19 protein-coding genes and 1 pseudogene are annotated in these 16,814 nt (G+C 71.3%); 17 read left to right on the top strand and 3 right to left on the bottom strand.

All coding sequences use genetic code 11. The annotated features are described in order from the left end of the window. Nucleotides 1–41 precede the first annotated feature (41 nt). The 5 genes from E8A49_RS02855 (at nucleotide 42) to sthA (ending at nucleotide 4,269) form a co-directional block, all read left to right on the top strand. Nucleotides 42–632, top strand: coding sequence for a DNA-3-methyladenine glycosylase I (locus E8A49_RS02855; RefSeq protein WP_293376141.1), 591 nt, complete (start codon nucleotides 42–44; stop codon nucleotides 630–632). Further along, nucleotides 629–940, top strand: coding sequence for a hypothetical protein (locus E8A49_RS02850; protein WP_293376139.1), 312 nt, complete (start codon nucleotides 629–631; stop codon nucleotides 938–940). The genes E8A49_RS02855 and E8A49_RS02850 overlap by 4 nt, the downstream gene beginning before the upstream one ends. A gap of 2 nt (nucleotides 941–942) precedes the next feature. Next, entirely contained in the window at nucleotides 943–1,587 is a 645-nt protein-coding gene (locus E8A49_RS02845; RefSeq protein ID WP_293376137.1) for a ribonuclease HII, read from the top strand. Between the two features lie 51 nt (nucleotides 1,588–1,638). Continuing rightward, the gene (locus tag E8A49_RS02840) at nucleotides 1,639–2,712 is read left to right on the top strand and encodes a DUF2332 family protein (RefSeq protein ID WP_293376135.1); all 1,074 of its coding nucleotides are present in this window, start codon (nucleotides 1,639–1,641) and stop codon (nucleotides 2,710–2,712) included. A 96-nt stretch (nucleotides 2,713–2,808) separates the two neighbouring features. After that, nucleotides 2,809–4,269: a Si-specific NAD(P)(+) transhydrogenase gene (gene sthA / locus E8A49_RS02835; protein ID WP_293376133.1), complete on the top strand. Its 1,461-nt coding sequence runs from the start codon at nucleotides 2,809–2,811 to the stop codon at nucleotides 4,267–4,269. On the opposite strand, the gene E8A49_RS02830 is transcribed toward sthA, so the two are convergent. After that, nucleotides 4,230–5,069, bottom strand: coding sequence for a PEP-CTERM sorting domain-containing protein (locus E8A49_RS02830; RefSeq protein ID WP_293376131.1), 840 nt, complete (start codon nucleotides 5,067–5,069; stop codon nucleotides 4,230–4,232). The genes sthA and E8A49_RS02830 overlap by 40 nt on opposite strands. A gap of 242 nt (nucleotides 5,070–5,311) precedes the next feature. On the opposite strand from E8A49_RS02830, the gene E8A49_RS02825 reads away from it, so the two are divergent. The 3 genes and pseudogenes from E8A49_RS02825 to E8A49_RS02815 all read left to right on the top strand — a co-directional run bounded on the left by E8A49_RS02825 (nucleotide 5,312) and on the right by E8A49_RS02815 (nucleotide 7,365). Continuing rightward, a complete protein-coding gene (locus E8A49_RS02825; protein WP_293376129.1) occupies nucleotides 5,312–6,391 on the top strand; it encodes a site-specific DNA-methyltransferase in 1,080 nt (359 codons plus the stop codon). Between the two features lie 149 nt (nucleotides 6,392–6,540). Further along, nucleotides 6,541–6,890 (top strand): annotated as a pseudogene (locus tag E8A49_RS02820) (metalloregulator ArsR/SmtB family transcription factor). Next, a complete protein-coding gene (locus E8A49_RS02815; RefSeq protein WP_293376127.1) occupies nucleotides 6,883–7,365 on the top strand; it encodes an SRPBCC family protein in 483 nt (160 codons plus the stop codon). Before E8A49_RS02820 ends, E8A49_RS02815 begins: the two are co-directional and overlap by 8 nt. Before the next feature lie 51 nt (nucleotides 7,366–7,416). Here E8A49_RS02815 and E8A49_RS02810 read toward each other — a convergent pair whose 3' ends face one another. Then, nucleotides 7,417–7,779, bottom strand: coding sequence for a VOC family protein (locus E8A49_RS02810; RefSeq protein WP_293376125.1), 363 nt, complete (start codon nucleotides 7,777–7,779; stop codon nucleotides 7,417–7,419). 83 nt (nucleotides 7,780–7,862) lie between these two features. Here E8A49_RS02810 and E8A49_RS02805 point away from each other — a divergent pair, with 83 nt between their 5' ends. Next, nucleotides 7,863–8,165, top strand: a complete 303-nt coding sequence (locus E8A49_RS02805) for a helix-turn-helix domain-containing protein (RefSeq protein WP_293376123.1) — start codon at nucleotides 7,863–7,865, stop codon at nucleotides 8,163–8,165. On the opposite strand, the gene mutY is transcribed toward E8A49_RS02805, so the two are convergent. Beyond that, on the bottom strand, nucleotides 8,162–9,220 hold the full coding sequence (gene mutY, locus E8A49_RS02800; protein WP_293376121.1) for an A/G-specific adenine glycosylase: 1,059 nt from the start codon (nucleotides 9,218–9,220) through the stop codon (nucleotides 8,162–8,164). The two genes, E8A49_RS02805 and mutY, sit on opposite strands and share 4 nt — an antisense overlap. Nucleotides 9,221–9,281: 61 nt before the next feature. On the opposite strand from mutY, the gene E8A49_RS02795 reads away from it, so the two are divergent. The 8 genes from E8A49_RS02795 (at nucleotide 9,282) to E8A49_RS02760 (ending at nucleotide 16,812) form a co-directional block, all read left to right on the top strand. Continuing rightward, nucleotides 9,282–9,842 carry a DciA family protein gene (locus E8A49_RS02795; protein WP_293376119.1) on the top strand — a complete coding sequence of 187 codons (561 nt, stop codon included), beginning with the start codon at nucleotides 9,282–9,284 and terminating at the stop codon, nucleotides 9,840–9,842. 91 nt (nucleotides 9,843–9,933) lie between these two features. Then, nucleotides 9,934–10,554: a DsbA family protein gene (locus tag E8A49_RS02790; RefSeq protein WP_293376117.1), complete on the top strand. Its 621-nt coding sequence runs from the start codon at nucleotides 9,934–9,936 to the stop codon at nucleotides 10,552–10,554. 9 nt (nucleotides 10,555–10,563) lie between these two features. Beyond that, the gene (locus E8A49_RS02785) at nucleotides 10,564–11,184 is read left to right on the top strand and encodes a DsbA family protein (protein ID WP_293376115.1); all 621 of its coding nucleotides are present in this window, start codon (nucleotides 10,564–10,566) and stop codon (nucleotides 11,182–11,184) included. A 7-nt stretch (nucleotides 11,185–11,191) separates the two neighbouring features. After that, the gene (smc, locus tag E8A49_RS02780; protein WP_293376113.1) at nucleotides 11,192–14,638 is read left to right on the top strand and encodes a chromosome segregation protein SMC; all 3,447 of its coding nucleotides are present in this window, start codon (nucleotides 11,192–11,194) and stop codon (nucleotides 14,636–14,638) included. Between the two features lie 167 nt (nucleotides 14,639–14,805). Further along, on the top strand, nucleotides 14,806–15,153 hold the full coding sequence (locus E8A49_RS02775) for an AtpZ/AtpI family protein (protein WP_293376111.1): 348 nt from the start codon (nucleotides 14,806–14,808) through the stop codon (nucleotides 15,151–15,153). A 13-nt stretch (nucleotides 15,154–15,166) separates the two neighbouring features. Next, nucleotides 15,167–15,994 carry a F0F1 ATP synthase subunit A gene (locus tag E8A49_RS02770; protein WP_293376109.1) on the top strand — a complete coding sequence of 276 codons (828 nt, stop codon included), beginning with the start codon at nucleotides 15,167–15,169 and terminating at the stop codon, nucleotides 15,992–15,994. A gap of 34 nt (nucleotides 15,995–16,028) precedes the next feature. Continuing rightward, nucleotides 16,029–16,262 (top strand): F0F1 ATP synthase subunit C, encoded by a 234-nt coding sequence (locus E8A49_RS02765; RefSeq protein ID WP_293376107.1) that lies wholly within the window; start codon nucleotides 16,029–16,031, stop codon nucleotides 16,260–16,262. 7 nt (nucleotides 16,263–16,269) lie between these two features. Continuing rightward, entirely contained in the window at nucleotides 16,270–16,812 is a 543-nt protein-coding gene (locus E8A49_RS02760) for a hypothetical protein (protein WP_293376105.1), read from the top strand. Nucleotides 16,813–16,814 lie beyond the last annotated feature (2 nt).

The following is a 16,814-nucleotide window of genomic DNA, read 5'->3' as shown; positions in this document are numbered from 1 at the left end:
CGCCCTTGTCTCGGCGCGGCGGCCAGGAGAAGAGTGCGCCCATGAGCGACACCCCGATCCGATGCGGCTGGCGCGGCATGGCCGGCGACCCGCTCTACGAGGCCTATCACGACACCGAATGGGGCGTGCCGGAATACGATCCCCGCGCTCTGTGGGAAAAGCTGGTGCTGGACGGCTTCCAGGCGGGGCTGGCCTGGATCACCATCCTGCGCAAGCGCGAGGCCTTCCGCGCGGCCTTCGACAACTTCGATCCGGAGAAGGTGGCGGCCTATGGCGCGGCGGACCGCGAGCGGCTGATGGCCGACGCCGGGATCGTCCGCTCCAACGCCAAGATCGACGCCGCGATCCAGTCCGCCAAGATCTATCTCTCTATGAGGGACGCCGGCGAGGACTTCTCCCAGTTCTGCTGGGGCTTCGTGGACGGCAAGCCGGTGCAGACCGGCGCGGTCGGCATCGGCGACGTGCCGGCCCAGACGCCGCTCGCCGTCGAGGTCTCCAAGGCGCTGAAGGCCAAGGGCTTCAAGTTCGTGGGCCCGGTGATCGTCTACGCCTGGATGCAGGCGGTGGGCATGGTCAACGACCACCTGACCGGCTGCTTCCGCCATGACCAAGTGAAGGCGTTGATCCGATGAGCGTTCGTACGATCCTGGCGGCGGCCGTCATCTGCGCCGGCCTCGGCGCCTGCGAGTCCATGCAGACCGTGGGGCCGGTGCATATCGGCGAGATCAACCAGCAGAAGGCCTTCCAACTGGCCCGCGCCGAGCTGGTGCGCCGCCATATGGACGCCTACGCCGGCTGGCGGGCCCAGATCACCGACTACGACAAGGTCTGGGTCGTCACCTACTACCGCCCGTCCGACAAGACCGACGGGCCGTCCTTGGTGCGGGTGAGCTTCAACAAGCACACCCAGCAGGTGGTGGCCGTGGACACCGCCGACTAGCCATGGCGCGCGGTCCTTCCTTCCTGCTGGAGAAGGCCTTCATCGGCGGCCCGGTCTGCGGGGTCGACGAGGCCGGCCGCGGGCCCTGGGCCGGCCCGGTCAGCGCCGCCGCGGTGATCCTCAATCCCAAGAAGATCCCCAAAGGCCTCGACGACTCCAAGAAGCTGTCGGCCAAGACCCGCGAGGCGCTGGAGGCGGAGATCAAGGCCAAGGCCGTGGCCTGGTGCGTGGCCTTCGCCAGCGTGGAGGAGATCGCCACGCTGAACATCCTGCACGCCGCCGGCCTGGCCATGCGCCGCGCGGTCGAGGGCCTCTCGGTGGCGCCGGCCTTCGCCCTGGTGGATGGCAACTACCGCTTCAACCTGCCCTGCGAGGTGAAGACGGTGGTCGGCGGCGACGGCAAGTCGAAGTCCATCGCCGCGGCCTCGATCCTGGCCAAGGTGGCCCGCGACCGGCTGATGGTGGAGATGGACGGGCTTTACCCCGGCTACGGCTTCGCCCGCCACAAGGGCTACCACGCCGAGATCCATGTGGAGGCCCTGCGCACCCTGGGGCCTTGCGAGATCCACCGCCGCGGCTGGGCGCCGGTGAAGCTGGCGCTGATGGGCGAGATGGTCGTGCAGGACGAGCTCGCCTTCGAGGATTGACCGGCTGAATCAAGCTTGACCCACGGCTCCGCGCGGCGGCGCGATGGGGCCATGAGCGAGACCGCGCCTGTCCCCGATGTCGTCAACGCCCTGCGCCTGCAGGCCGGGATCTGCCGCCAGCTGGGCTCGCCACTGAACGGCGGCCTCCTGGAGCGGGCGGCGGAGGATTGGCTGGCGGACGGGCCGGTCAAGCCGCTGCTGGCGCCGTGGAGCGGCCTCGACCTGCGCGGCCAGTTCGACGCCGCCACGCCCCTGCGGCTGATCGGGTCGTGGCACGAGCTGGCGCTCTCCGGCGACGATCCCGCCACCGCCCGGGCCTATGCGGCTCTCGACGCTGAGGCCATCTGGGCGGCGGTCCGCGCAGCCATGGCCGAGCGCCATGACCGGCTGGCGGCCTTCATGGCCCATGAGCCGCAGACCAACGAGGTGCGCCGCTCGGCCTGCCTGCTCGGCGGCTTCCTGGAGGCGGCCAAGGCGACCGGCCTGCCGCTGCGCTGTTTCGAGATCGCCGCCAGCGCGGGCCTCAACCTCTCCTGGGACCGTTACCGCTATCGCCTCAATCAAGCGGATATGGGCGAGGCGGCCTGGGGCGATCCCGCCGCCGAGGTCGAGATCGACACCGACTGGCAAGGCGGCCTGCCGCCCCTGGACGCCCGGATCGAGGTCGCCGAGCGCGCCGCCTGCGACCGGCGGCGCACGGACCTGCGCGATCCCGCCCGGCAACGGCGGTTGATGGCCTATGTCTGGGCCGACCAGGCCGACCGCCTGGCGCGCCTGCGGGCCGCCATCCAGCTGGCGCTGGCCAACGATGTGAAGGTGGACGAGGCCGACGCGGTCGACTGGGTCCGCGCGCGGGTCGCGCCGAAGCCGGGATCGCTGAGCGTCCTCTACCACTCGGTCTTCTGGCAATACATGCCGCCGGAAAGCCGGGCGGCCCTGGGCGCCCTGATCGCAGAGATCGGCGCCCGCGCCACGCCGCAAGCGCCCTTCGCCTGGCTGCGGATGGAGCCGCCGATGCCGAACCCCGGCATGGAGGTCCGCCTCACGCTGTGGCCCGGCGGTGAAGACCGCCTCTTGGCCGAGGTCCATCCGCACGGGGCGCAGGTGCGCTGGCTGGGCGGCTGAACGGCGTTCCCCAACGCTGTTCTACGGGGGCAAAGCTTACCTTAACACCCGAGCGATATGGTTTCCGCCGCCCGCAGAACGCCGGGAGGGGACGCCTTGGACAAGACCAATCACTACGACCTGATCGTCATCGGTTCAGGGCCGGCCGGGCGCCGCGGCGCGATCCAGGCCGCCAAGCTCAACAAGCGGGTGCTGGTCGTCGAGCGCGGCCGCCGGGTGGGCGGCGTCTCGGTGCACACCGGCACCATCCCGTCCAAGACCCTGCGCGAGACCGTGCTGAACCTCACCGGCTGGCGCGAGCGCGGCTTCTATGGCCGCGCCTACCGGGCCAAGCAGCACATCGGCGCGGAGGACCTGCGCCGGCGGCTCGACATCACCCTCGACCACGAGGTCGACGTGCTGGAGCACCAGTTCGCCCGCAATGGCGTGGATACGGTGGAAGGCGTCGCGCGCTTCACCGGGCCCCACTCGATCGCCGTCCTCGGGGCGGGCGGCGTGGCCGACTACACCGCCGAGAAGATCCTGCTGGCGGTGGGCACCCGGCCGTTCCGCCCTGTCCACATCGGCTTCGACGGCGAGAACATCGTCGATAGCGACGAGATCCTCGAAATCGAGCGCATCCCGCGCCAGCTGGTGGTGGTGGGCGCGAGCGTGATCGGCGTCGAGTACGCCTCGATCTTCTCGGCGCTGGACGTGAAGGTCACCCTGATCGAGCCCAACAGCGTCCTGATGCCGTTCCTGGACCGGGAGCTGGCCGACGAGTTCCTGCACGATCTGCGCGAGCGCGGCGTCATCGTCCGCTTCGGGGCCAAGGTGGTCTCCGCCGACGTGGTAGGCGCACAGCACTGCCACCTGAAGCTCTCCGACGACCGCGAGATCCACGCCGACATGGTGCTGTTCTCCGCTGGCCGCGAAGGGGCCACCGACTCGCTCGACCTCGCCGCCTGCGGCCTGGAGACCGACGCGCGCGGCCGGCTCAGCGTCGACAAGGACAGCTTCCAGACCGCCGTCCCGCACATCTATGCGGCGGGCGACATCATCGGCTTCCCGAGCCTGGCCTCGACCTCCATGGAGCAGGGCCGCATCGCCGCCTGCCACGCCTTCGGCGAGCCGGCGCACCGGGCGCCGGAGTTCTTCCCCTATGGCATCTATTCGGTGCCGGAGATCTCGACCATCGGCATGAACGAGGAGCAGGCCAAGGAGCGCGGCATCCCCTACGAGTGCGGCGTGGCGCGGTTCCGCGAGACCAGCCGCGGCCACATCATGGGCATCTCGTCCGGCTTCCTGAAGATGCTGTTCGCGCTGGAGACCCGCCGCCTCCTGGGCGTCCACATCGTGGGCGAAGGCGCGACCGAGCTGATCCACATCGGCCAGGCGGTGCTGAACCTGGAGGGCACGCTCGACTACTTCGTCGAGAACACCTTCAACTATCCGACGCTGGCGGAGGCCTACAAGGTGGCCGCCCTGGACGCCTGGAACCGGATGCCGAAGCAGCAGCCGAGCCGCGAGGCGCGCGATCAGGCCCTGGAGATGGTCCGCAAGGCCGTCGCCGGCTGAGCCCGCCGCGTCCTTAGGGCCGCGCCGGTGAGGCCCGCGCCCAGCAGCAGATAGAGCCAGGTCGCCGGCTCCGGGGCCGCCGACGGCAAGCCCGGGCCGCTCGGCCCGATCGGATCGATGACAGGCGGACCGTCCGGCGGCGGGATCACGCCCGGCGGACCGTCCGGTGGGGTCACGACCGGTGGCGTCGTGTCCGGCGGTGTGGTGTCCGGAGGCGTCGTCACGGGGGGCGTGGTCACCGGCGGCGGCGTGATCGGCGGGATGACCACGACCGGCGGGACGGTCACCGGTGGAACGCCTCCGCCCACCAGGGGCGAGCCGACCGCGGGGTTGGGACTGGCCGGGGGCGGGTTAAGCGGCGGCGTATCTCCGCTCGGCAGTCCGCCGGCCGGCGGCGTGGCCTCGTCGGGGCTGGGCTCCAGCGAGGCCAGCTGGACGTTCGACGCAAAGGGGCTCTGCTCGCCGCTCTGGCGAAGGTTCGCCAGGGTCTCAAGTTCGCTGGGCGGCGCCTCGCGCAGGGCGCCATAGGTCGGCGCCGGGGCCGGCGTGCGCGCCTGGGCCGTCCGCACGGGCCGCGGGGCGTGAGCGCGCCGCGCGCCGCCGCCCGGTCCGCCGCCGCCTGGCGCGCCCGCGACGCCCAGGCTCTCCGCCAGCAGCCGCTGCGGCTCGATCTGCAGCACCGTAGGCCAGACCGCGAGCGTCCCCACCGCCAGGGCGAGCACGCGCGCCCAGCGCCGCCGCCGCCGTTGGGCGGGCGTTAGGGTTAAGGGCTCGGCCGAGGCGTCGGGCGTGTCGGTCATCGAGGCTTTTTGGCGTCAGGAGGCCGCCCGGCGCAGATTCCCCCACCAGGCGAATTTCTCACCTACACTGTATCGCGGGCAAAAGGCGTGCGGCGCCGCGCCCCTGCGTCAATTCGACCTTCAGTTCAAAGCTTTCCGGCCGCCGGACCGGGACGGCGTTAAGCTCTCGTTCACCACGTCCGGAAACCTGGCCTTCACCATAGGGGCCTCAGGATTCAGGTCTCTTGGAGTGTGAGGCTGGCATGGGTGTCGCCATCGACAACATTATCGTGGGCGATTGCCTGGCAGAGCTTAAGAAGCTGCCGGACCGGTCGGTCGACCTGGTCTTCGCCGACCCGCCGTACAACCTGCAACTGGGCGGCGATCTCCTGCGACCCGACAATTCCAAGGTCGACGCCGTCGACGATGACTGGGACCGCTTCGACAGCTTCGAGACCTATGACGCCTTCACCAAGGGCTGGCTGGCCGAATGCCGCCGGGTGCTGAAGGACGATGGGGCGCTGTGGGTGATCGGCAGCTACCACAACATCTTCCGCGTGGGCGCGACCCTGCAGGACCTGGGCTTCTGGATCCTCAACGACATCGTCTGGCGCAAGTCCAACCCGATGCCGAACTTCAAGGGCACGCGCTTCACCAACGCCCATGAGACCCTGATCTGGGCGGCCAAGTCGCGCGGCGGCAAGCGCTACACCTTCAACTACGACGCCATGAAGATGGCCAACGACGAGCTGCAGATGCGCTCGGACTGGAACCTGCCGCTGTGCACCGGCGAGGAGCGGCTGAAGGACGCCGCCGGCGTCAAGGCGCACCCGACCCAAAAGCCCGAGGCCCTGCTGCACCGGGTGATCCTGGCTTCGACCCGGCCGGGCGACGTGATCCTCGACCCGTTCTTCGGCACGGGCACGACCGGCGCGGCCGCCAAACGCCTGGGCCGCCGGTTCATCGGCATCGAGCGCGAGGCCGGCTACGCCGAGCTCGCCAGGGACCGCATCGCCAAGGTGGTTCCGGCGACCGCCGAGGAGATGGCGGTCACCGGCTCCAAGAAGTCGGAGCCGCGCATCCCCTTCGGCCAGATCGTCGAGGCGGGCCTGCTGCGCGCCGGCGACGTGCTCTATGACGACAAGGGCCGCCATGCCGCGCGCGTGCGCGCCGACGGCAGCCTGGTGGTGGGCGACCTCTCCGGGTCGATCCACAAGGTCGGCGCCATGGTGCAGTCGCAGCCGGCCTGCAACGGCTGGACCTACTGGCACTTCCAGACCGACAAGGGCCTAGCCCCCATCGACGTCCTGCGCGCCAAGGTCCGCAGCCAGGCGATCGCCTAGGGGCTGTACGCATAGGTCCGGCCGGGTCAGCTATCGGCCGCGGCGCGAAAGTCCACATTCGACCCGTTCCTTCCGTTCGGAAGTCCGCCTCCAGCGCGGGCTCACCGCCCCCTTGAATGTTGCTGGTCTGCGGCTAAACACTGAACCAGATGGTACAGTATACGACAGCACGCCTCGACGCTTCGTTCGCTGCGCTCTCCGACGCCACCCGGCGCGGGGTTCTGGAGCAGCTCGGGCGTTCGAATGCTTCGATCACGGAGCTTGCCGACAAGTTCCACATGACCCTCACGGGCATGAAGAAGCACGTGGGTGTCTTGGAGCAGGCCGGGCTCGTCACGACGGAGAAGGTTGGGCGCGTGCGGACCTGCAGGCTGGGGTCGCGCGGGCTCGACGAGGCGGCGGCTGGATCGAGGGGCGCCGCCAGCTTTGGGACGCACGCTTCGACGCCTTGGACAAGGTTGTCGAGGATTTGAAACGGAAGGAGAAGGTCGATGAATAGCCGTACAACGGTCGAACGGACGTCGGACCGAGAGCTCGTCGCGACGCGAACCTTCGATGGGCCGGCGCGCCTCGTGTTCGAGGCATGGACGAAGCCCGAGCTGTTCATGCAGTGGTGGGCGCCCGAGTCGTTCGGCATGACCTTCCTGTCCTGCGAGATCGACGTCCGCACGGGGGGCTCGTACCGTTTCGTGTTCGGCCACCCGGCCTCGGAACAGCCCATGGCCTTCTTCGGCCGGTACATCGAAGTCACGCCGCCCTCCCGCCTCGTCTGGACCGATGAGGAAGATGAGGACGGGCACGTGACCACGGTGACCTTCGAGGAAAAAGGCGGCAAGACGCTGGTCGTCGTGCACGCCCTCTATCCCTCGACGGAAGCGCTCGACGGCGCCATCGCCTCCGAAAGCACGGGTGCGTGGCCCGAGCAGTTCGACGCGTTGGACGACCTTCTCACCACCCTGGGCGCGAGCGTGTGACGCTCATGAGCGCCGCTCAAGCCACTCCATGAGGACGCGACCTAGCGCCGCCTAGCGCGAGCTCAGGATGAACTCGTTGCCTTCGGGGTCCTTGAAGGCGGCGAAGGTCCCCCAGGGCTGTTTCTCCGGCGGCCCGCGGAATTCCACGCCGCGCTCGGACAGCTGCCGGTAGGTCGCCTCCACGTCGTCGCAGGCGAAGGAGCCGTTGAAGAAGGTCCCGACCCGGTCCTCATGACCCTCGGGGGTGAAGAGGACGACGCCGGTCGGGCTGGCGCCGACCGCCAGCTCGATCCAGCGCTGTGGCCCCATCGGCTGGTCGGTGACGACGCGGAAGCCCATCTTCTCGGTCCAGAACTTCAGCTGCAGGTCCTGGTCGCGGCAGGGGATGCCGGCAAACTTCAGGTGGGTGATCATGGCGGCCTCCGGTTGCTCGCATGAGGTTTGCCGGACCTGGAGGGGCGGCGACAATCCGTCCAATGATTGCTATAGCAACAATCATGTCGCGAAAGACCGAGCTGGACCCCTACGTCCTGGACGTCCTGATGCGCGACCTGGTGGGGCACGACCACGCCCCGTCCGCCTTCCTGGTCTATCTGTGGCTGTGGGGGAAGACGGATGGCGGGCGACGCCGCTTCGCCGCCAGCCTGGCGGGGATCGCCCTGGAGACCGGCCTCTCCAAGTCCTCGGTGCAGAACGCGGTGCGCCAGCTCACCCGCCGCCGCCAGCTCCTGGCCGTCACCCACGACGGGCCCACCACGCCGCCGGTCTATGAAGTGCTGAAGCCCTGGGTGCGCGCCTAGAGCAGGTTGGACAGGCCGGCGCGGGCGGCTTTCAGGAAGACGCTGGGCAGGGCGTCGAGGCCGGCCCGGGGCGTCCAGATCACGCCGGACGCCTCGCCCTCGGCGCGGTAGAGCTGCAGGGTGAGCGTGAAGTGGGTGAAGCCGTGCTCCACCTCGCCGACGGCGCGCCAGGCGGCCCCCGTCTGGAGTTGGGCCGGCGCGGCGGCCAGGGCCTCGGCCTCGCTCCAGCGGCCCGCGCGCCAGTCGCTGGTGGGAAGCGCCAGCATGCCGCCCAACAGGCCTTTGGGCGGGCGGCGCACCAGGGCCACCGCGTCGCCGCGGGTCAGGACATAGGCCACGCCATGGCGGTGCGGCCGCTCGGCCTTGGCGGTCTTGCGCGGATAGGTCTCCGGCGCGCCGGTCGCCAGACCCGCGCAGTGGCCGGCGATCGGGCAGCGGCCGCAGAGCGGCGCCTTGGGCCGGCAGACGGTGGCGCCCAGGTCCATCAGCGCCTGGGCCCAGTCGCCCGGCCGCTCGTCGCGCACCAGCGCGGCGGCCAGGCGCTTCAGCTCCGGCTTGGCGTCGGGCAGGGGCGCCTCCACGGCGAACAGCCGCGCCGTCACCCGCTCCACATTGCCGTCGACCACATTGGCCGGCGCGTCGAAGGCGATCGCGGCCACCGCGGCGGCGGTGTAGGCGCCGAGGCCCGGAAGCGCCCGCAGGGCCTCCTCGGTATCAGGGAAGACGCCGCCGTGATCGCGCGCCACCGCGCGGGCGCAGGCCAGGAGGTTGCGGGCGCGGGCGTAGTAGCCGAGCCCCGCCCAGGCGGCCATCACCTCGCCGTCGTCCTCGCGGGCCAGGTCCGCGACCGTCGGCCAGCGGGCGGTGAACTTCAGGAAGTAGGGGATGGCGTGCGGCACGGTGGTCTGCTGCAACATCACCTCCGACAGCCAGACCCGGTAGGGATCGGCCCGCACGCCGGCCGCGCGCGCCTTCGGCCCCACGCGCCAAGGCAGGTCGCGGGCGTTGGCGTCGTACCAGGCAAGGATCTGGGCGCGGAGGGTCTCGGGGCTCACACCTCACCCTTAGCGTCATCCTCCTCTCGCGCGCGAGAGGAGGATGACGCTAAGATGGCCCATGCCCCGCCGCGACTTGCCCAGCGCTCAGGAGGCCGCCCGGATCCTGGCGGCCAAGCGCACGCGTCCGCAGCGCCGCCCGCCGCCGCCGATGGGCCGGGCGCTGAACAAGACCCTGCGCGAATTCGACGCCCGCTTCGGCCAGGGCTCCGGCGCGCTGGAGGCCCGCTGGCGCGAGGTCGTCGGGCCGGAGATCGCCAAGCGCACCGAGCCGGTGAAGCTGACCAAGGGGCGCAACGGCGGGCCATCGTCCCTGGATATCCGCGTGGCCGGGCCCGCGGCGGCGATCATCCAGCATCAGGCGCATGAGATCCTGGCGCGGGTGAACCTCTTCCTGGGCGCCGAGGCGGTGCAGAAACTGCGCATCGTCCAGGGCCCGCTGCAGCACAAGCACGAGCGGCCCGCCAAGGCCGCCCGGCGCCTGCCGCCCTTGGACGCCGCCGCCGAGGCCGGTCTGGCGCAGGACCTGGCCGCCGCGCCCGACGGCAAGCTCAAGGCCGCGCTCTTGGCGCTCGGCCGCGGGGTCCTGCGGCAAAGCCGCGCCCGCGCCGAGGGGAATTGACTCACAGGAGTCTCGCGCCCAAGGGCCGGGGCGGTCTTGGGCTCGATGGGAATCGGGCTCTACTCCGCTGTTCCTAGGAGACTCCGGCCGTATGTCCGCCCGCCGCGCCCCAGCCGTCGTCGCCGTCCTGGCCGCGCTCGCGTTGGCCGGCTGCGCCAAGCACGCCAACGATCCCGCGGGCGTCGAGCAGCCGGGCGACATGAGCCTGGGCAGCCCGGCCGCCAAGGTGAAGGTGGTGGAGTACGCCTCGGCCAGCTGCCCGCACTGCGCGCGCTGGGACATGGAGGTCTTCCCGGCCTTCAAGGCCAAGTACATCGACACCGGCCAGGTCCGTTACACGCTGAAGGAATATCTGACCGATCCCGAGGCCCTGGCCGCCGCCGGCTTCCTGCTAGCCCGCTGCGCCGGGACCGACCGCTACTTCCCGGTGCTTGACGCGGTGTTCAAGGGCCAGGAGCAGATGGTGGCGACCAAGGACCCGCGCACGGTCCTGGCGCGGATCGCCAAGGATCCCGGCGGCCTGACCGACGCCCAGTTCGACGCCTGCATGCGCGACACCGCCGCCGAAAAGGCCCTGGCCGCCCGCGTCGACCGCCATGTGCATGTGGACAAGATCGACTCCACCCCCACCTTCATCATCAACGGCCAGCGCACCGAGGGCGAGATGACCCTGGCCGAGCTGGACGCCGCCATCGCCCGGGCGGCGAAGTAGGATTTGCCGATGCCGACCCGCCGCGCCCTCGTGATCCTTTCCGCCGTCCTAGCGGCCGGCGGCGTCGGCCTGGGGGCGGCCCAGGCCGCGCCGACCATCTCGCCGGACGACATGAGCCTCGGCAATCCGAAGGCCAAGGTGCAGGTGGTGGAGTACGCCTCCATGGCCTGCCCGCACTGCGGCCATTTCAACGAGGCGATCTTCGCCCCGTTCAAGGCCAAATGGATCGACACCGGCAAGGCGCACTACACCTTGAAGGAGATGCTGACCGAGCCGGTGCAGGTGGCGGCGGCCGGCTTCATGATCGCCCGCTGCGCCGGGCCGGACAAATACTTCACCGTGGTCGACCAGGTGTTCCGCAGCCAGTCGCGCTGGGTGCAGGGCAACATCAAGCCGATCTTCCAGGAGATCGCCGCCGCCAACGGCCTGGACGAGGCGCGTTTCAACGCCTGCCTGTCCGACCAGACCGCCGCTGAGGCGATCGCCAAGCGCGCCCAGAACGCCAGCGACCAGGACGGCGTGAACTCGACCCCCACCATCTTCATCAACGGCAAGAAGCTGGACAACCTCCCGCAGACGCCGGCCGAGATGGACGCCGCCATCGCCGCGGCCCTGAAGGGAGGGCGCTAGACCTCCCGTGCACTTCCAGCGGCTGCGCCTTTCGGGCTTCAAGTCCTTCGTCGACCCCACCGAGTTCCGGATCGAGCCCGGCGTCACGGGGATCGTCGGCCCGAACGGCTGCGGCAAGTCGAACCTCCTGGAAGCCCTGCGCTGGGTGATGGGCGCCAATTCCGCCAAGGCCATGCGGGCCGGCGGTATGGACGACGTGATCTTCGCCGGCGCCGCCAACCGGCCCTCGCGCAACCACGCCGAGGTGGCGCTGACCATCGACAACGCCGACCGCCGCGCCCCGGCGGCTTTCAACGACAACCCGGTGCTGGAGGTGGTCCGCCGCATCGACCGCGGCGAGGGCTCGACCTACCGGATCAACGGCCGCGAGGTGCGCGCCCGCGACGTGCAGCTGTTGTTCGCCGACGCCTCGACCGGCTCCAACTCGCCGGCCCTGGTGCGCCAGGGGCAGATCAGCGAGCTGATCGCCGCCAAGCCGCAGAACCGGCGGATGATCCTGGAAGAGGCCGCCGGGGTCAGCGGCCTACACTCCCGCCGCCACGAGGCCGAGCTGCGCCTGCGCGCCGCCGAGGCCAACCTGGCGCGCCTGGACGACGTGGCCCGTGAGCTGGAGACCACGCTCGGGCGGCTGAAGCGCGATGCGCGGCAGGCGGAGCGCTACAAGAGGCTGTCGGCCGAGATCCGTTCGCTGCAGGGCGCGGTGCTCTACGCCCGCTGGGCCGAGGCCGCGTCGGCCGCCGAGCGGCTGAACGAGGAGGCCGCCGCCGCCGTGCGCGCCGTGGAGGCGACCGCCCGCGCCGCCGCCGAGGCCACCACCCGCGCCGCCGCCGCCGACGAGGCGATCAAGCCGCTGCGCGAGGCCGAGACCATCGCCGCGGCCATCCTGCACAAGCTGGCCATCGACAAGGACCGGCTGGACCGCGAGCACGAGGCGCACGCCGCCGAACTCGACCGCCTGAACGGCGACCTGGCCCGTATCGACGCCGACCGCGCCCGCGAGGAGCACATCGTCGAGGACGCCGCCTCGGCCCTGGCCCGCCTGGCCGACGATCTCGCCGCGCTGGAGGCCGCCATCGCCGGTGCGCCGGAACGCATCCCCGAACTGCAGGCCGCCGCCCAGGCCGCCGAGGCGGCCCGCGCCGCCTCCGACGCCGAGGTCGAAGGCCTGGCCGCCCAGGCCGCGGCCGGAGAGGCTGTGCGCCGCGCCGCCGTCCGCCGCGTGGAGGAAGCCCAGACGCGCCTGTCGCGCAGCCGCCGCGCCCTCGACCAGGCTAAGGGCGAGCGTGCGGCGCTGGGCGTCATCGCCGACCCGCAGGCCGCCCAGGCCAAGGCCGAGCTGGAGGCCGCCGAGGCCGCCCTGGCCGCCGCGCGCGCCGCGCTGGAAAAGTCGGAAGAGGACCGCACCGCCGCCCAGGCCGCCGAGCTCGCCGCCCGCGACGCCGCCCGCAAGGTCGAGGACCAGCTCGGCCGGCTGACCGCCGAGGCGCGGGCGCTGGCCGCCCTGGTCGCCCAGGCCAAGCGCGGCGGCTTCGCCCCGGCCCTGGACGCCGTCTCGCCGGACCGCGGCTACGAGAAGGCGCTGGCCGCCGCCCTGGGCGACGACCTCGACGCCGCCCTCGACCGCTCGGCGCCCTCGTTCTGGGGCGGACGCGAGGCCGAGGCGCCGGCCTGGCCCGCGGGCGCGACGCCGCTGATCGGCCTGGTGAAGGCGCCGCCGGTTCTGGCCGCGCGCCTGGCCTTCACCGCCCTGGTCGACCGCGCGGCTGGCGACGCCCTGCAGGCCGCGGGCCTGCCGCCCGGCTGCCGGTTGGTCTCCAAGGAGGGCGACCTCTGGCGGTGGGACGGCTTCACCGCGCGGGCCGAGGCGCCCAAGCCCGCCGCCGTCCGCCTGGAGCAGAAGACCCGCCTGGCCGAGGTCGAGCGCGACATCGAGACCCTGACGCCCAAGGCCGAGGCCGCCCGCGCCGCGGCCAAGGCCGCCGCCGCCCGCCTGGCCGGCATCGAGGAGGCCCTGCGCGCGGCGCGCCGCGAGACGCCTGCGGCCGAGCAGAAGGTCCTGGCCGCGCGCACGGCCTTGGAGCGCTTCGACCGCGAGGCCGCCCGTAAGGAGGCCCACGCCGCCTCCCTCGACGACGTCATCGCCCGCTTCGCCGCCGAACTGGCCGAGCTGGAGCAGGCGCTGGCGGAGGCCGAGGCCGCCGCGGCGCCAGAGGACGACGGCGAAGATCTCGCCCAGCGCCTGGCCGCCGCCCGCGCCGCCGCCGGCCCCGCCCGCGAGGCCGCCGCCGCCGCGCGCGCGGCCCTCGACGTCGAGGCGCGCGAGAAGGGCGGCCGGGCGCGTCGGCTGGAGCAGCTCACCACCGACCGCGACGACTGGGGCCGCCGCAGCCAGGCCGCCGCCAAGCGGCTGGAGGCGCTGGCCGCCGCCCGCGCCAAGGCTCAGGCCGAACTCATCAAGGCCAAGGCGGCGCCGGAAACGCTGGAGACCCGCCGCGCGACCCTGCTGGACGAGCTCGCCGTGGCCGAGGCGCGCCGCGCCAAGTCCTCCGACGCGCTGGCCGGCGCCGAGCACGAGCGGGCCGAGGCCGACCGGGGCCTGCGGGCCGCCGAGGCCGCGGCGTCCGAGGCCCGCGAGGTGCGCGCCAGCCTGGCCGCCCACGCCGAGGCCGCGACCGCGCGCCTGGCCGAGGTCTCCGCCCAGATCCGCGAGACCGCCCGCATCGAGCCCGAGGCGCTGGCCCGCAAGCTGGCCGACGAGGCCGTCGCCATCCCGGCCGACGCCGGCGGCACGGAGGCCCACCTCTACAACCTGGAGCGCCAGCGCGACGGCATCGGCCCGGTCAACCTGCGCGCCGAGGAGGAGGCCGCCGAGCACGCCACGCGGCTGGAGACCATGCAGTCCGAACGCGCGGACCTCACCGGCGCCATCGCGCGCCTGCGCCAGGGGATCGACGAGCTCAACAGCGAGGGGCGCGATCGTCTGGTCGCCGCCTTCGAGGTGATCAACGACCACTTCAAGACCCTCTTCCAGGCCCTGTTCCAGGGCGGCCAGGCCGAGCTGCGGCTGGTGGAGTCGGAGGACCCGCTGGAGGCCGGCCTGGAAATCTACGCCTGCCCGCCGGGCAAGCGGATGGCGACCATGAGCCTGATGAGCGGCGGCGAGCAGGCCCTGACCGCGACGGCGCTGATCTTCGCCGTCTTCCTGGCCCAGCCCGCGCCGATCTGCGTGCTGGACGAGGTGGACGCCCCGCTGGACGACGCCAACGTCGACCGCTTCTGCAACATGCTGGACGAGATGCGCCGGCGCACCGAGACCCGGTTCATCGCCATCACCCACAATCCGGTGACCATGGCGCGGATGGATCGGCTGTTCGGCGTCACCATGGGCGAACGCGGCGTTTCCCAGCTGGTGTCGGTGGACCTGCGCCAGGCCGAGGCCATGGCGGCGCAATAGGGCCACGCCCCCCGGGCGGAATGTCGCGACCGGATGAAAAGTAACAAATACAGAGACTTATTCGCTACCCACATAACCTTGACGCACCGCGGCGCCGTCTATAGGTTCCGCGCGACTTGAAGCCCCCGCCGTGGCGGCGACGTCGCGGTATCAAAGCCTCCCGACGCATGCCCCAGACGGACGAACCGCGCGACGAGGCGATGCACGACCTCGACGCGCGCTTGGCTGCGTTTGAAGCCAAGCGCCAGCCGCCCTCGGGCGGAGCGGCCTCGCGGGCGATGGGCCAAGGGTACCGCTTCCTCGGTGAAGTGGTGGGCGGGGTGCTCGGAGGTCTTGGCTTAGGCTGGCTCTTCGATCGGTTCGCGCATACGGCCCCGTTCGGCCTGGTCGGCGGTCTGCTGATCGGTGTCGGGGTCTCCACCTTCGCCGCTGTGCGCGGCGCCGGAACGTGGGCCAAGGCGGAGTCGGCGAAGGCGGGGAATCTCCCCAGTGTCGCCGACGACGAAGAGGATTGAGACGGTAGGACGAATGGCCAAAGCGCCCCCGATCGCCCCGATGGAACAGTTCCTGATCCATCCCATCGTGAAGATTCCGCCGTTCCACATCGGCGGCCTCGTGCTGGACATGTCGGTGACCAACGCGACGCTCGCCATGGGCTTCGCGGCCCTGGTGGCCTGCAGCCTGCTGCTCGCCGCGGGCAAGCGCGAGCTGGTGCCGGGCCGCCTGCAATCGCTGGGCGAGAGCCTGTTCGAACTGATCGACCGGACCCTGGTCGGCCCGATCATGGGCCACGCCGGACGGCCCTACGTGCCGTTCGTCTTCACGATCTTCATGCTCGTGCTGACCATGAACCTGATGGGCCTGCTGCTGAGCTTCGGCAACCTGGCGCACCAGGAATGGACCTTCACGGCGACGGCGCAGCTCGCCGTCACCGTCGCGCTTGCGCTGATCACCTTCCTGACGGTGGTGGCCATCGGCTTCATCAAGAACGGCCTGGGCTTCTTCAAGCTGTTCACGCCCTCGGGCCTGCCCTGGTACGTGCTGCTGTTCATCGCGCCCCTGGAATTCCTGTCCTTCATGATCCGGCCGGTGACGCTCTCCATGCGACTGTTCGGCAACATGCTGGGCGGCCACGTGGTCATGTACATGTTCGCCAGCTTCGTGGTGGGCCTCGGCGTCTTCGCCTTGCAGGGCGGCGTCGCCTCCCTCGGCTTCGCCGGGTCGGGCATCTCCTTCGCCATGGTGGTGGCGCTCACGGCGCTGGAGTTCATCGTGGCCTTCCTGCAGGCCTTCGTGTTCGCCGCGCTGGCCACCGTCTATCTCAACGACGTCGTGAACCTCGGTCACGGCCACTAGTCAGCAACTGAATTCTCCAAAGGGGTTAAGAACTATGGATCCTGTTTCCGCGAAATACATCGGCGCGGGCCTCGCCACGTCGGGCCTCATCGGCGCCGGCATCGGCCTGGGCACGCTGTTCGGCAACTACCTGGCCTCGGCCATCCGCAACCCGTCGGCCGCCGCCAGCCAGCAGCCGATGCTGTTCCTCGGCATGGCGTTGACCGAAGCCCTGGGCATCTTCGCCCTGGTGATGGGCTTCATCATCCTGTTCGTGAAGGTCGGCTAAGCTCCCGATGCAAGCGCCCACGCCGGCCACTCAAGAAGGCACGGCCGCGCCCGCCCCCGACGGCGGCGCCGGCGGCCTTCCGCAGTTCGACCTCGCCATGTGGCCAGGCCAGATGGCCTGGCTGCTGATCTTTTTCGTCATCGTGCTGGTCGTCATGTCGCGGGTCATCGTCCCGCGCATCGGCGGCGCCATCGATGACCGCGAAGGCAAGATCGAGGGCGACGTGGCCGAGGCGCGGCGGCTGAAGGACGAGGCCGACGCCCAGGCCGCCCAGGCCAAGGCGGACATGGCCCAGACCCGCGCCCAGGCGATGAAGGTCGCCCAGGACGCGCGGTCCAAGGCGCAGGCGGAACTCGCCGCCCGTCTGGCGGCGGAGGAAGCCAAGCTCGCCGAAGCCGGCGCGGCGGCGGAAGCCCGCATCGCGGCGGCGCGCACGGCGGCGATGGGCGCCGTCGGCTCCATCGCCTCGGACGCCGCCAAGGCCATCGTCGACAAACTGACCGGCAAGGCCGCGACGGCGGCCGAACTCGTCTCCGCCGGCCGGGCTTGAGG

The organism is Phenylobacterium sp., from assembly GCF_004799515.1.
In the GTDB taxonomy this organism is placed as follows: Bacteria; Pseudomonadota; Alphaproteobacteria; order Caulobacterales; family Caulobacteraceae; genus Phenylobacterium.
Note: the sequence above shows the minus strand (reverse complement) of the source record. Positions and strands in the feature narration are given on the sequence as shown.